At 67.9% G+C, this 13,087-nt stretch carries 12 protein-coding genes; 4 read left to right on the top strand and 8 right to left on the bottom strand.

Annotated features, from left to right (window positions below):
* Window positions 1-86: 86 nt before the first annotated feature.
* On the bottom strand, window positions 87-953 hold the full coding sequence (locus tag QXK92_RS29205; protein WP_306248015.1) for an aminodeoxychorismate lyase: 867 nt from the start codon (window positions 951-953) through the stop codon (window positions 87-89).
* Between the two features lie 132 nt (window positions 954-1,085).
* Here QXK92_RS29205 and QXK92_RS29200 point away from each other — a divergent pair, with 132 nt between their 5' ends.
* Both QXK92_RS29200 and QXK92_RS29195 read left to right on the top strand, forming a co-directional pair.
* Complete coding sequence (locus QXK92_RS29200; protein WP_306247662.1) at window positions 1,086-2,180, top strand: folate-binding protein YgfZ; 1,095 nt, start codon at window positions 1,086-1,088, stop codon at window positions 2,178-2,180.
* A 197-nt stretch (window positions 2,181-2,377) separates the two neighbouring features.
* The gene (locus QXK92_RS29195; RefSeq protein WP_306247660.1) at window positions 2,378-2,557 is read left to right on the top strand and encodes a DUF3073 domain-containing protein; all 180 of its coding nucleotides are present in this window, start codon (window positions 2,378-2,380) and stop codon (window positions 2,555-2,557) included.
* A gap of 33 nt (window positions 2,558-2,590) precedes the next feature.
* On the opposite strand, the gene purM is transcribed toward QXK92_RS29195, so the two are convergent.
* The 3 genes from purM to QXK92_RS29180 form a co-directional block, all read right to left on the bottom strand.
* A complete protein-coding gene (gene purM / locus QXK92_RS29190; RefSeq protein ID WP_306247658.1) occupies window positions 2,591-3,685 on the bottom strand; it encodes a phosphoribosylformylglycinamidine cyclo-ligase in 1,095 nt (364 codons plus the stop codon).
* Window positions 3,686-3,746: 61 nt separating this feature from the next.
* The gene (gene purF / locus QXK92_RS29185; RefSeq protein ID WP_306247657.1) at window positions 3,747-5,285 is read right to left on the bottom strand and encodes an amidophosphoribosyltransferase; all 1,539 of its coding nucleotides are present in this window, start codon (window positions 5,283-5,285) and stop codon (window positions 3,747-3,749) included.
* A gap of 138 nt (window positions 5,286-5,423) precedes the next feature.
* Window positions 5,424-5,816, bottom strand: a complete 393-nt coding sequence (locus QXK92_RS29180; protein WP_306247655.1) for a sterol carrier family protein — start codon at window positions 5,814-5,816, stop codon at window positions 5,424-5,426.
* A 19-nt stretch (window positions 5,817-5,835) separates the two neighbouring features.
* Between QXK92_RS29180 and QXK92_RS29175 the strand changes: the two genes are divergently transcribed.
* A complete protein-coding gene (locus tag QXK92_RS29175) occupies window positions 5,836-7,050 on the top strand; it encodes an MCE family protein (RefSeq protein WP_306247653.1) in 1,215 nt (404 codons plus the stop codon).
* Window positions 7,051-7,244: 194 nt separating this feature from the next.
* Window positions 7,245-8,825 carry a stealth family protein gene (locus QXK92_RS29170; RefSeq protein WP_306247651.1) on the top strand — a complete coding sequence of 527 codons (1,581 nt, stop codon included), beginning with the start codon at window positions 7,245-7,247 and terminating at the stop codon, window positions 8,823-8,825.
* Here QXK92_RS29170 and QXK92_RS29165 read toward each other — a convergent pair.
* Genes QXK92_RS29165 through QXK92_RS29150 form a run of 4 tightly spaced genes read right to left on the bottom strand, consistent with a single transcriptional unit; the run spans window position 8,770 to window position 13,077 of the window.
* The gene (locus tag QXK92_RS29165) at window positions 8,770-9,726 is read right to left on the bottom strand and encodes a phosphodiesterase (protein ID WP_306247649.1); all 957 of its coding nucleotides are present in this window, start codon (window positions 9,724-9,726) and stop codon (window positions 8,770-8,772) included. The genes QXK92_RS29170 and QXK92_RS29165 overlap by 56 nt on opposite strands.
* A 51-nt stretch (window positions 9,727-9,777) precedes the next feature.
* Window positions 9,778-10,428 carry a CPBP family intramembrane glutamic endopeptidase gene (locus QXK92_RS29160; RefSeq protein WP_306248013.1) on the bottom strand — a complete coding sequence of 217 codons (651 nt, stop codon included), beginning with the start codon at window positions 10,426-10,428 and terminating at the stop codon, window positions 9,778-9,780.
* A complete protein-coding gene (gene purL / locus QXK92_RS29155; RefSeq protein ID WP_306248011.1) occupies window positions 10,416-12,692 on the bottom strand; it encodes a phosphoribosylformylglycinamidine synthase subunit PurL in 2,277 nt (758 codons plus the stop codon). Before purL ends, QXK92_RS29160 begins: the two co-directional genes overlap by 13 nt.
* 37 nt (window positions 12,693-12,729) lie before the next feature.
* A complete protein-coding gene (locus QXK92_RS29150) occupies window positions 12,730-13,077 on the bottom strand; it encodes a VOC family protein (protein WP_306247647.1) in 348 nt (115 codons plus the stop codon).
* Between the last annotated feature and the right edge of the window lie 10 nt (window positions 13,078-13,087).

Here is a 13,087-nt window from a genome sequence, read left to right as displayed (position 1 = left end):
AAGCTATCAATTTCGCGGACCACCTCCTCTCTTGTGTAAAGCCGACGCTACCGCGACTCCGGCCCGGCGACAACAGATTTAAGCGCTCAGCGATCAATGACGATCGCGGCGTCAACCAGCTCGGCGAACGTATCGGCGAATGGGGCCCTCGGTAGCAGGCGGCCATCGAGGGTGTGCACGCGCGCGGCCAGCGTCATGCTCGACACCAGCCAGATGCCCTGTGCCGCGACGAGATCGGCGGGTCGCAGCGCACGGTAGTCGCAGTCGTACCCGCGGTCGCGTGCCACTTCGAAGAGTGCCTGCTGGGTGGTACCCCGCAGGATCGGATACCACGGTGGCGGGGTGAGCAGGCAGGGGCGGCCGTCCTCGCCCTCCACAGCGATGACCACTGTGGAGCGGGGCCCTTCCAGGATGTAGCCGTCGGTGCTGACGAAGATGACGTCGCCCGCGCCCTGTCGGGCGGCATGGCGCAGGACGGCCATGTTCACGGCATACGACAGCGTCTTGGCGCCGGCCAGCAGCCAGGGCATGGTGTCGATGCCGCCCGCCGGCAATCCGCGATCGAGCGTGATCGCCGAAACACCTTCGCGCCGCACCGCGTTCACCCGATCCGGCACCGGGTTGACCATCACGTAGGTGGTCGACGCCGCCGGCGCGCTCTCCCGGCCGCGGCTGTACACCAGGCGCATCGCGGCCTCGTCGTCGGAGATGCTCAGCCACTGCGCGGTCGCCGCGTCGATCGCCCGCCGCCACCGGTCCAGGTCCGGTTCGGGCAGGTCCATCAACTTCGCCGACTGGGTCAGTCGCTGCAGGTGCGACTCGATCAGGCATGCCCTGCCCTCACGCACCAGCAGCGTCTCGAAGACTCCGTCGCCCCGCACCGCCGCCAGGTCGTCGGCATGCAGCAATGGGGTCCCCGAGTCGAGAACTTCGCCGTCCAGAGTGACGACCACACCCGTCATGGGGAGTGAGCCTAACCGCCCGCACCCTGGGCGAGCGTGCGGCTGGCTGCACGCTCGGCGCCGAGTGTGCGGCTGGCTTCACGCTCGGCGGTTGGCGGGGATACGCCGCCGTAGAGTTGACACATGAACCCAGTCCCTGCCCCGGATCCCGGCCCCGACGCCGGTGCGATCTGGCATTACGGCGACCCACTCGGCGAGCAGCGGGCGAGTCAGACCGACGCCATTCTGGTGGACCGTTCGCACCGTGCCGTGATCACGCTGACCGGAGCCGATCGCCAAACCTGGCTGCACAGCATCTCCACGCAGCACGTCAGCGCGCTACCGGAGGGCGCCAGCGCAGCGAACCTCAGCCTGGACGGCCAGGGCCGGGTCGAGGATCACTGGCTGCAGACCGAGTTGGGTGGCATCACCTACCTGGACACCGAACCGTGGCGCGGTGAACCGCTGCTGGCGTACCTGCGCAAGATGGTTTTCTGGTCGGACGTCACGGCGGCCGCCGCGGATCTGGCGGTGCTGTCGCTGATCGGGCCGCGGCTGGCGGAGCCGCCGATCCTGGCGGCGTTGGGGGTGGACGCCCTCCCACCCGAATGGTCAGCGGTGCCACTGCCGGCCGGTGGATTCCTGCGCCGGATGCCGAGCACCCCGAACGGTCCGATCGAGTTGGATCTGCTGGTACCGCGCGATTCGGCGGCCGACTGGCGGCAGCGACTGGCCCAGGCCGGGGTCCGTCCGGCCGGGGTGTGGGCCTACGAGGCCCACCGCGTGGCCGCCCTGCGCCCGCGGCTGGGCGTCGACACCGACGAGCGCACCATCCCGCACGAAGTGCGCTGGATCGGCGGGCCCGGCGAGGGCGCAGTGCATCTGGACAAGGGCTGCTACCGCGGCCAGGAGACGGTGGCTCGCGTGCACAACCTGGGCAAGCCGCCCCGGATGCTGGTGTTGCTGCACCTCGACGGTTCGGCAGAGCGGCCGTCCACCGGTGCCGCGGTGCTCGCCGGCGGCCGCGCGGTGGGACGGCTGGGAACGGTGGTCGAGCACGTGGACCTGGGACCGGTGGCACTGGCGCTGGTCAAGCGCGGCATCCCCGCCGACACACAATTGACGACGGGGGCCGACGGCGAGGTGGCCGCCGTGATCGACGCGGACTCGCTGCCACCGCTGAATGAGGTGGGCGCCGGCCGGCTCGCGGTGGATCGGCTACGCGGCGGCGCCCGATAGAGCGTCACGCGGCAGCGCCCGATAAGCAGCGCGCCCCAGCGCTCAATCACACTGTGACATCCGCCATGTGCGGCTGGGCAGGGCGCGCCCACCTTCGGCCGCGCGGCACGGTAAGCTGTCGTCAGGACAATAACGACACTAGAGATCGGAGCCGCCTACTCGTAGGCCGCTCCGTTATTTCGCGAGGGGGTCCCCCCATGGGCCGCGGCCGGGCTAAGGCAAAGCAGACCAAGGTTGCTCGAGAACTGAAATACAGCTCCCCGCAGACCGACTTCACGCGGCTTCAGCGCGAGTTGTCAGGGACGAGCACCAGCACCGATGACTCCGACAGCGTGGAGGGCGATTCATGGGACGACGAGGACACCTGGCGCCGCTGATCTGACGCAGGTGCCACTCGGCACCGCATCGCTTCAGAATCTCGGATGCTGCCCGACAAGCGTCGCGCGCGGGCCTTCCTTTCCACCCTTGCAAATGGTGCCCAGCACCCAGCAGTCCAAGTGCCGGGCGGTCAGAATGGCCAATGCGCGGTCGGTGTCTTCGGGTGCCACGACGGCGATCATCCCCACACCCATGTTGAAGGTCTTTTCCATCTCCGGCCGGGCCACACGGCCACGCTGCGCAATCATGGCGAAGACCGGTGCGGGGGTCCAGGTGCCCCGGTCCACCTCGGCGACCAGACCGTGCGGGATGACGCGTTCGAGGTTTCCGGCCAGCCCTCCGCCGGTGACGTGGCAGAAGGTGCGGACCTGGGTCTCGGCGGCCAGCGCCAGGCAGTCCTTGGCGTAGATGCGGGTGGGCTCCAGCAGCTCCTCGCCCAGCGTGCGGCCGAACTCCTCGACGTAGCCGGCCAGGTTCATCCGGTCGATCTCGAGTAGCACGGTCCGGGCGAGCGAGTACCCGTTGGAGTGCAGCCCCGAGGAGCCCATCCCGATGATGACGTCGCCGGGTTTGACGCGGTCCGGTCCCAGGACGTCGTCCGCCTCCACCACGCCGACCCCGGTCGCCGAGATGTCGTAGTGGTCGGGCTCCATCAGCCCGGGGTGCTCGGCGGTCTCGCCGCCCAGCAGCGCGCAGCCGGCACGCACGCAGCCTTCGGCGATACCACCCACGATCGCCGCAACCCGCTCCGGGACGGTGCGGCCGACCGCGATGTAGTCCTGCAGGAAGAGCGGTTCGGCACCGCAGACGACGAGGTCGTCGACGACCATCGCGACCAGGTCGAGGCCCACGGTGTCGTGCTTGTCCATCGCCTGGGCGACCGCCAGCTTGGTGCCGACGCCGTCGGTGGAGGCAGCGAGCACCGGTTCGCGGTAATCACCGCGTAAGGCGAACAACCCGGCGAAGCCGCCGAGCCCTCCGCGCACCTCGGGTCGGGTGGCCTTGGACGCCAGCGGCTTGAACAAGTCGACAGCGCGGTCACCGGCTTCTATGTCCACCCCGGCCGATGCGTAGGTGATGCCCTGGTTGCCCGCGCCGCGTTTGGCGCTCAGTTCGGGATCCGTCATCGCGATAAAGGCTACCGGTCGGCAGGCACCGCCGGTAACGGTTACCTACCCAGAGCCTGCGTCAGCGCCCTACCGGAACGTCCGGCGCGTCCTGAGCGGCGGCCAGGTCGCTCAGGCCGGCGCCGCGCGCGGCGTTGGCCAGCATGTGCTCGATGACGTTCTTGCCCAGCGCGCTCTCGCTGGGCAGTTCGATCGGATAAGTGCCGTCGAAGCAGGCCGTGCACAGCCGCGACGCGGGCTGCTCGGTGGCCGCGATCAGACCCCGCAGCGAGATGTAGCCGAGCGTGTCGGCATTGATGGCGTGCCGAACCGCTTCGAGCATCTCCCCTTCGTCCTCGACGGCGTTGGCGATCAGCTCGGCCGGGGACGGAAAGTCGATGCCGTAGAAGCAGGGCCACTTGACGGGCGGCGAGGCGATCCGGACGTGCACTTCCACGGCCCCGGCTTCGCGCAGCATGCGGACCAGGGCGCGCTGGGTGTTGCCGCGCACGATCGAGTCGTCGACCACGATGAGCCGCTTACCGCGGATCACCTCTTTGAGCGGGTTCAGCTTGAGCCGGATGCCGAGCTGACGGATCGTCTGCGACGGCTGGATGAAGGTGCGCCCGACGTAGGCGTTCTTCATCAGGCCCTGCCCGTACGGGATGCCGGATTCCTGCGCGTAGCCCACCGCGGCCGGCGTGCCGGACTCGGGCACGCCGATGACCAGGTCGGCGTCGACCGCGGACTCGCGCGCCAGCTGGCGGCCGATGTCCAGCCGGGCACCGTGGATCGACCGGCCTCCGATCGTGCTGTCCGGCCGGGCCAGGTAGACGTACTCGAAAATGCAGCCCTTGGGGGTCGGGTTGGCGAAGCGGGTGGAACGCACCCCGTCGGCGTCGATCGCCAGCAGTTCACCCGGCTCGATGTCCCGCACGAACGACGCGCCGACGATGTCGAGGGCAGCGGTTTCCGAAGCCACCACCCAGCCGCGATCCAGCCGTCCCAGAGACAGCGGCCGCACGCCGTGCGGGTCGCGGCAGGCGTACAGCGTGTTTTCGTCCATGAATGTCAGACAGAACGCGCCGCGCACGGTCGGCAGCAGCTCCAGCGCAGCCTGTTCCAGGCTGGAGTCGGCCGCTCCGTGAGCCAGCAGCGCACCGAGAATGTCGGAGTCTGTGGTCGCCGGGGCAGGTGCCCGCTTGGCGATCAGGCCCTCGTCGCGGGCGCGCGCCATCAGCTCAGCGGCGTTGACCAGATTTCCGTTGTGCCCCAACGCAACTCCGGTGCCCGCGGCGGTATTGCGGAACACCGGCTGGGCGTTCTCCCAGGTGGTGTCACCGGAGGTGGAGTAGCGGCAGTGCCCGATAGCGACGTGACCCTCCATGGCGGCCAGCGTCTGCTCGTCGAACACCTGACTGACCAGGCCGAGGTCTTTGAAAACCAGCACCTGGGATCCGTCGGCCACGGCGATGCCCGCGGCTTCCTGGCCGCGGTGCTGCAAGGCGTACAGGCCGTAGTAGGTGAGCTTGGCGACATCTTCACCCGGGGCCCAGACCCCGAATACACCACACTCTTCACGAGGCGAACTGAAATCTTCTTCGGGCTGCTGCGCGGTCACGGCGTGGCGGCTCCCTAGGGCGCGGTTAGTGACGTCTACGGAGTCTACGGGCACCGCGGGCGGCCTGCGCAATGCCGAACCGCGTGTTGCGGTGGACAAGATGGGCGTGTCGCCCGCCAAACTCCAGGTCAGTAGAGGTCAAGGCGTTAAACGCAACAACGGCATCCAGTGTTCTATTTCACACGCACGTGACCCCGAAAGAGCCAGGGCACCGCCGTTGGCAGCGTCGCCGAACCCCATCAGCCCCGTTGCCACCATCAGCCACGTGCGCGGATCGGTTTCCACCACATTGGGCGGCGTACCGCGGGTGTGCCGGGGACCGGAAACGCATTGCACTGCGACGAACGGCGGTATCCGCACCTCCACGCTGGCACCGGGAGCCAGGTCGGCCAGGGTCCGGGCCGTGAGACGGACAGCGGCGGCGAGGGCGGCCCGCTCGGGCATCGGGTGGGTTTCGTCGCGCAGCCAGTCGGCGATCGCCGACACGGCCTGCCGTGTCTTTGCCGGATCGGCTTTCTGACGGGCTGCCATACCCTAGGGTCTCAGAATCATGGAGCGTCGTCGCTCGGGCGCGCGGCCACCGTACCGGACCATCGGCCTTGTCGCGCTGGTGGCGCTGACGCTTGTCCTGGGCGCGCTGTACTGGCAGTTCCGCGGGAACTTCACCCCGAAGACGAAGCTGACGATGGTAGCCCCCCGGGCGGGCCTGGTGATGGATCCGGGCGCGAAGGTCACCTACAACGGCGTGCAGATCGGCCGGGTGGGCGCCATCTCCGAGATCAGCCGCGACGGCGTCCCGGCAGCCCAGCTGGTCCTCGACATCTTCCCCAAGTACATCCCGCAGATTCCGGCCAACGTCGCCGCCGAGATCAAGGCGACCACCGTATTCGGCAACAAATACGTGTCGCTCAGCTCGCCGAAAGAACCGGCGCCGCAACATATCACGCCGTCGATCGTGATCGATGCGACGAAGGTGACCACCGAATTCAACACACTGTTCCAGACCCTGACGGCCATCGCCGAGAAGGTCGATCCGGTCAAGCTCAATCTGACGCTCAACGCGGCCGGCCTGGCACTGGCGGGGCTGGGCGACAAGTTCGGCACCTCGCTGACCGACGGAAACGCGATCCTCGACGACCTGAACCCGCAATTGCCTGCGGCCCGCCTGGACGTGCAGCGCCTGGCGGCTCTGGGTGACATCTACGCCGACGCCGCACCGGAGCTGCTGGCGGCGCTCGACGCGGCGAGCACCACGGCACACACCGTCAGTCAGCAGCGCAACGATCTCGACGCCGCGCTGCTGGCGGCCGCCGGATTCGCCGACACCGCGACCCCGGTGTTCGAGCGCGCCGGGCCCTACCTGGCGCGGGGAGCCGCCGACCTCATCCCCACGGCGCAGCTACTCGACGAGTACAGCCCCGAGATCGTGTGCACGATCCGCAACTACGACGAAGTGGCGCCCAGGATCCGCAATGCGCTCGGCTTCAACGGCTACGCACTCGGGGCGACCTCGGCGGGCGCCATTACCGGTGCACCGGGCCCGTACATCTACCCCGAGAACCTGCCCCGGACCAACACCAGGGGTGGCCCCGGCGGGAAACCGGGCTGCTGGCAGAAGATCACCAGGGACCTGTGGCCCGCTCCGTATCTGGTGATGGACGCAGGCTACGACCTGGCTCCCTACAACCATTTCGAGATCGGTTCACCGATGTTTCTCGACTATGTATGGGGCCGGCAGATCGGCGACTACACCATCAACCCCTGACGGCGACGTCGCACCGCCCGGCAGATCGGGGTTCGCCGACCCGCATGACGCCAAGGTGAACTGACCGTTAAGTCCAGGTATCGGAACCAGACTAAATCGACTGTCCTGCAACAGTTATCACTTTGCCGCGCGATCCCGGCACAAGTGTGGGATTCTGCGGATGTTGGGTGACTTCGACCTGAGGTGGTGGTCCGGTGCCAAAAATTTTTTCCAGCGACGGCGACCGGTCCGTCCCCGGTTCACCCGTTACGGTGAACCGTCGAGGCCGGATCGCGCGCGTGGAGGCCAGTCTCACACCGCATGAGGCACAGATCGAGGATCTGGTTTTTCTCCGAAAGACGTTGAACCGGGCCGGTATTCCCTACCTTCTGGTCCGCGATCACAAGGATCGCCCGATCCTCGCCGTCGATATCCGGTTGCGCGCGGCCGTCGAACAGGCCTTGGCGGCTGCCTGCGCCACCGAACCGATGTACGCGAAAAGTGTTGACGGACAGGTGCTGCTTGCAGGTGGCAGGCTGTCCACCTCGCCCGATCCGCGCGTCCTGCGGGTATACCGGCGCAGGATTGCGCCCGGCGGATTCCGCTACGGCCCGGCATTCGGTGTCGATCTGCAGTTCTGGTCGTTCGACGAGAACGCGATCGGATGCCCGGTGGAGAATTCACTGACCCGCAGGGTGCTCCCGCGCGACGAAATCACCCCAGCGACCGTCAAACTGCACGGCTATAAGTGGCCGACGCTGGAAGGCATGTTCACCCCGCACGCCGGCGACGTGACGTTCGACATCGACCTGGTCTTCTCCTGGGTCGACGGCAGTGACCCGGAGTTCCGCGCCCGGCGGGCCGCCCGATTGTCCGGACACGTGGTGGGTGAAGGCGACGATGCCGAGGCCCGCATCCGCCAGATCGACGAACTGAAATACGCGCTGCGCTCGGTGAACATGTTCGCCCCATGGATCCGCCGCATCTTCATCGCGACGGATTCGGCACCGCCGGCCTGGCTCGCCGAACACCCGAAGATCACCATTGTCCCTGCGATCGAACACTTTTCAGACCCGGCTGCGCTGCCGACCTACAATTCGCACGCGGTGGAGAGCCAGCTGCAAAACATCGCCGACCTCAGCGAGCATTTCCTGTACTCCAATGACGACATGTTCTTCGGCCGCCCGCTGCGGCCCAGCATGTTCTTCTCCCCCGGCGGGGTCAGCAGGTTCATCGAAGCCGATACCCGAATCGGACTAGGCGCCAACCACCCCGGCCGCAGCGGCTTCGAGAACGCCGCCCGGGTGAACCGGCAATTGCTCGTGGAGCGGTTCGGGCAGCTCATCACCCGCCATCTCGAACACACCGCGGTGCCGCTGCGCAAGAGCATCCTGCTGGAGATGGAGCGCGAATTTCCCGACGAGTTCGCCCGCACGCAGGCCAGCGCATTTCGCTCCTGCACCGACATCTCGGTGACGAATTCGTTTTATCACTACTACGCGTTGCTGACCGGTCGCGCTGTTCCGCAGGAGAAGGCCAGAGTCCGCTACGTGAACACGACCACCCGGGCGGGCCTGAGCCTGCTGCCCGAGCTGCGCAAGAATCGCCGGCACCACTTCTTCTGCCTCAACGACAGCAGCTTTCCCGAAGTCTCCGCCGCCGAACGCGCCGAACGGGTCATCGACTTCCTGGAGCGGTATTTTCCGATTCCCGCACCCTGGGAGAAGGTTCCGGCCGGGGTCAGTCGCCCCGACCTTGCGGTGCCGTCGACGTCAGTGCCATCGGAGGGTGCGTGAAAAGCGAGTCGCGGCGGGACGGCTCGATGAAGATGCCGGCTTCGGCGATGTTGCGCTGCGCCTGGCCGGGGGAGACGAACGTGCCGACGGTGTTTCCGCCGCCCAGCGGGATGACCGAGTGCACAACGGTTTCCGGGTAGATGTGCACCAGGTTGCAGGCCTGCGCGCCGTCCCTGCCGCGGGTCCCGCCGACGGCGACGGTGAGGTCCTGGGTGTAGCAGGTGGCCGAGGCGACCGAGACCGGAATCCCGGCGAAGGTGGCATTAGTCGAGTAGTGCAGGTGCCCGGCCAGGATGGCGCGGACGTCGCTGCCCTTCAGCACCCGTCCCAGTGGGGCCTGGTCGCGCAGCTCCACGGTGACGGCCATGTCCAGCACGCTGGGAATCGGTGGGTGGTGCAGGGCCAGTATGGTGCCGTCGGGCGCCGGTGTCGCCAGTTGCTGTGCAAGCCAATCCAATTGAGCCGGCCGGATCTCGCCGTGGTGGTAACCCGGCACCGAGGTGTCGAGGGTGATGATGCGCAGTCCGTCAATCCTGCGCACATGGTCGACCGGAGCCATGGACGGCACTTCGTCCAGCAGCAGTCGCCGCAGTTCCGCCCGGTCGTCGTGGTTGCCCATCACCCAGACGAGTTCGGCGCCGAGGTCGGCCGCGAACGGCTCAACCAGGTCGCGAAGCTTGCGATAGGCGGCGGGCTCCCCCTTGTCGGCGAGATCACCGGTGAAGACGATGGCGTCGGGGCGCACTCCCGAGTTGTTCAGCTGTCCGAGAAGCTCACCCAGCCGGCCGTCGGCATCGACGTCGCCGTACAGCGGACCGTCCCCGCCCACCAGGTGGGTGTCGCTGATGTGCAGAAGTACATAGTCCGGCCGCGGGTGCTCCGCGGCCCTGAGTCTGTGCACCGGCGCCCTCTCTAGCTGGGGATTTAACAAGCAATTAACAAGTGTAGGGCGTCACGCGCCGGATCGCGCGCCATGTGAGCCGTTCCACTTTCGGCGCTGTGCGGCCACCACGGCGATCGCGCCCGCCTCGTTGATGGCCAGGTGCACCAGGATCGGCGCCAGCAGGCTGCCGCTGCGCTCGGCCAACCAGCCGAACAACCAGCCCGCCAAGCCGGTCACCACCACGATGGGCAGCGGCGGTTCGCCCGCCGATCGAGCGTCGGCGATGTGGGACAGACCGAACGCGCCGGCCTGCAGCAGCCGTCCGCCCGCGACCCCGAAGGCCTGCCGGGACGCGCCGCCCAGCGCACCGCGAAAGGCGGCCTCCTCGGCCCACACGGTGCCGACGGGTATCTGCCAGCCCAGCCAGCCCGGCACCGACGCCGGCACGTCGCGCGCTGACATGGACAGTCGCACCCGGGGAACGGGCGTCGTCGCCGCGATCGTGACCGCCACCAGCGCTGCCGCCGACGAACCCAGCCGCAACCCCGCCCACACCCGTGGTGGGCGAAATCCCAACGGCGCCCGCGTCGTCAGGGCCAGCACGGTGCCGCCGGCTGCCTGCACCGGTGTGCGGTACGCAGCCGGCAACCGCGGGCCGGCGAAGCTCCATCCGACCAGGACAGCGGCCAAACCCAGTGCGCGAAGCCTTAACCGAAGAATCGCGGCAGCACCGCCTCGGAGGTCGCTCGCAGTTCGGCCAGCGACACCGTGAACAGCCCCTGCACCTCGATGGCGTCCGATGCCTGATCGACGACGCCGATGCGGGCGGCCGGCAGTCCCCGGGCCTCACACATCGAGGTGAACCTGCTCTCTTCGGTGCGCGGCACCGCAACCAGCGCCCGGCCGGCCGACTCGGAGAACAGCGCCACAAACGGATCCGCATCCTCGGGAAGCACAATGCGGCAACCGGTTTCACCCGCCAGCGCCGATTCGACGACGGCCTGGGCCAGTCCGCCTTCGGACAGATCGTGCGCGGCGCTGATCAGGCCGTCGCGAGAGCCCGCGGCCAGCACCTCGGCCAGCAGCTTCTCGCGTTGCAGGTCGACCGCCGGAGGTAGCCCGCCCAGGTGATCGGCCGTCACCTGCGCCCATACCGAACCGTCGAATTCGTCGCGGGTATCGCCGAGCAACAACAGGCTCTCTCCCGGTTCGGTGCCCATGCCGGTGGGGATGCGCCGGCTGACGTCGTCGATCACACCGAGCACCCCGACGACCGGGGTCGGGAGAATTGCCGTCGACCCGGTCTGGTTGTAGAAGCTGACGTTGCCCCCGGTGACCGGAATGCCCAGCGCGGCACAGCCATCCGCCAGACCCCGCACCGCCTGGGAGAATTGCCACATCACGCCTGGGTCCTCCGGCGAGCCGAAGTTGAGGCAGTTCGTCACCGCGACCGGGGTGGCACCGGTGACAGCCACATTGCGGTAGGCCTCGGCGAGGGCGAGTTGCGCACCGGTGTACGGATCCAGTTTGGTGTAGCGCCCCGACGCGTCGGTGGACAGTGCGATACCACGCCCGGTCGCTTCGTCGATGCGCAGCACTCCGCCGTCCGCGTGTTCGGCCAGGACGGTGTTGCCGCGCACGTACCGGTCGTACTGCTCGGTGATCAGCGCCCGACTGCACAGATGCGGACTGTCAAGCAGCGCAAGCAAAGTCGCGCGCAGTTCGTCGCCGGAGACCGGCCGGGGCAGCTTTTTGGAGGAATCCGCGTTCAACGCGTCCTGCGTGTCGGGACGGGTGACCGGCCGCTCGTACACCGGTCCCTCGTGGGCCACGGTGCGCGGCGGCACGTCTACGACGGTCTCACCGTGCCAGGTGATGCGGAGCCGGTCCCCGTCGGTGACCTCGCCGATGACGGTGGCCAGCACCTCCCACTTGCGGCACACGTCCATGAACGCGTCGACGTTCTCCGGCGCGACCACTGCGCACATCCGCTCCTGCGATTCGCTACAGAGGATCTCGGCGGGCGTCATCTCCTTGGCGCGCAACGGCACCGCGTCCAGGTCGATCGCCATCCCGCCGTCCCCGGCCGAGGCCAACTCCGATGTGGCACAGGACAATCCGGCACCGCCAAGGTCCTGGATGCCGATCACCAGGCCGGCGGCGTAGAGCTCGAGGCAGCACTCGATGAGCACCTTCTCCATGAACGGGTCACCGACCTGCACCGACGGCAGCTTCTTGCGCGAATTCTCCGCTCCCCCGTCGGCGCTGAAGGTGTCCGAGGCCAGCACCGAGACCCCGCCGATGCCGTCGAGCCCGGTACGCGCCCCGAACAGGATGATCTTGTTGCCGGTGCCGGAGGCGAACGCCAGGTGCAGATCTTCCTGCCGTAGCACGCCGACGCACAACGCATTCACCAGCGGGTTGCCGGCATAACAGGCGTCGAAAACGGTTTCCCCGCCGATGTTGGGCAGCCCCAGCGAGTTTCCGTAGCCACCGATGCCGCGGACCACCCCGTCGAGCACCCGGCGGGTGTCGGGCGCGTCGGCGGCACCGAAGCGGAGCTGGTCCATGACCGCGACCGGCCGGGCACCCATGGCCATGATGTCGCGGACGATGCCGCCGACGCCGGTGGCCGCGCCCTGGTAGGGCTCCACGTAGGACGGGTGGTTGTGCGATTCGACCTTGAAGGTGACCGCCCAGCCGTCGCCGATGTCGACGACGCCCGCGTTCTCGCCGATGCCGGCCAGCATGCCGGTGCGCATCTCCTCGGTGGTGGTCTCACCGAAATAGCGCAGGTGGACCTTGGAAGACTTGTAGGAGCAGTGCTCGCTCCACATCACCGAGTACATCGCGAGCTCGGTGTCGGTGGGCCGGCGGCCGAGAATCTCGCGGATCCGCTGGTACTCGTCGTCTTTGAGGCCCAGTTCGTGGAACGGTTGCGGCTGGTCGGGGCTGGTTGCGGCGTGCTCGACGGTGTCAGTCACGTGGGGGCTCGTCACCCCGACAGTCTAGGTTCCCGCCTCAGGTGCCGGCGACGCAGAACTGGTTGCCCTCCGGATCGGCGAGCACCACCCAGTGGAAGTTGTCGCCGAAGCTGTGCCGCTCGACCTCGCTGGCGCCGGCGGCGGTCAGTCGGGCGACTTCGGCGTCCATATCCTCGGCGCCGAAATCCAGATGGACCCGGTTCTTCCCGGGGGTCGGTTCGGCCACCTTCTGAAAGGCGAGCCGCGGCCCCTCCGGACGTATCACGGCGATGAACTCACCGGGCATCAACTCGTGCGTCTTTCCGCCGAAGTGCTCGGCCCACCAGCCGGCCAGCGTCACCGGATCGGCGCAGTCGAAAGTGACCATCTCCACATTGAGTGCCATGCAGCCGACT

It is taken from the genome of Mycobacterium sp. TY815, from assembly GCF_030755135.1.
Classification (GTDB): domain Bacteria; phylum Actinomycetota; class Actinomycetes; order Mycobacteriales; family Mycobacteriaceae; genus Mycobacterium.
This window is presented reverse-complemented; position numbering and strand designations above follow the sequence as displayed.

Excerpts from the sequence above, each read along its gene's own strand:
- QXK92_RS29175 (WP_306247653.1), top strand. The coding sequence starts at position 5,836 with ATGGAGCGTCGTCGCTCGGGCGCGCGGCCACCGTACCGGACCATCGGC.
- QXK92_RS29200 (WP_306247662.1), top strand. The coding sequence starts at position 1,086 with ATGAACCCAGTCCCTGCCCCGGATCCCGGCCCCGACGCCGGTGCGATC.
- QXK92_RS29180 (WP_306247655.1), bottom strand. The coding sequence starts at position 5,816 with ATGGCAGCCCGTCAGAAAGCCGATCCGGCAAAGACACGGCAGGCCGTG.
- purM (WP_306247658.1), bottom strand. The coding sequence starts at position 3,685 with ATGACGGATCCCGAACTGAGCGCCAAACGCGGCGCGGGCAACCAGGGC.
- QXK92_RS29150 (WP_306247647.1), bottom strand. The coding sequence starts at position 13,077 with ATGGCACTCAATGTGGAGATGGTCACTTTCGACTGCGCCGATCCGGTG.
- QXK92_RS29195 (WP_306247660.1), top strand. The coding sequence starts at position 2,378 with ATGGGCCGCGGCCGGGCTAAGGCAAAGCAGACCAAGGTTGCTCGAGAA.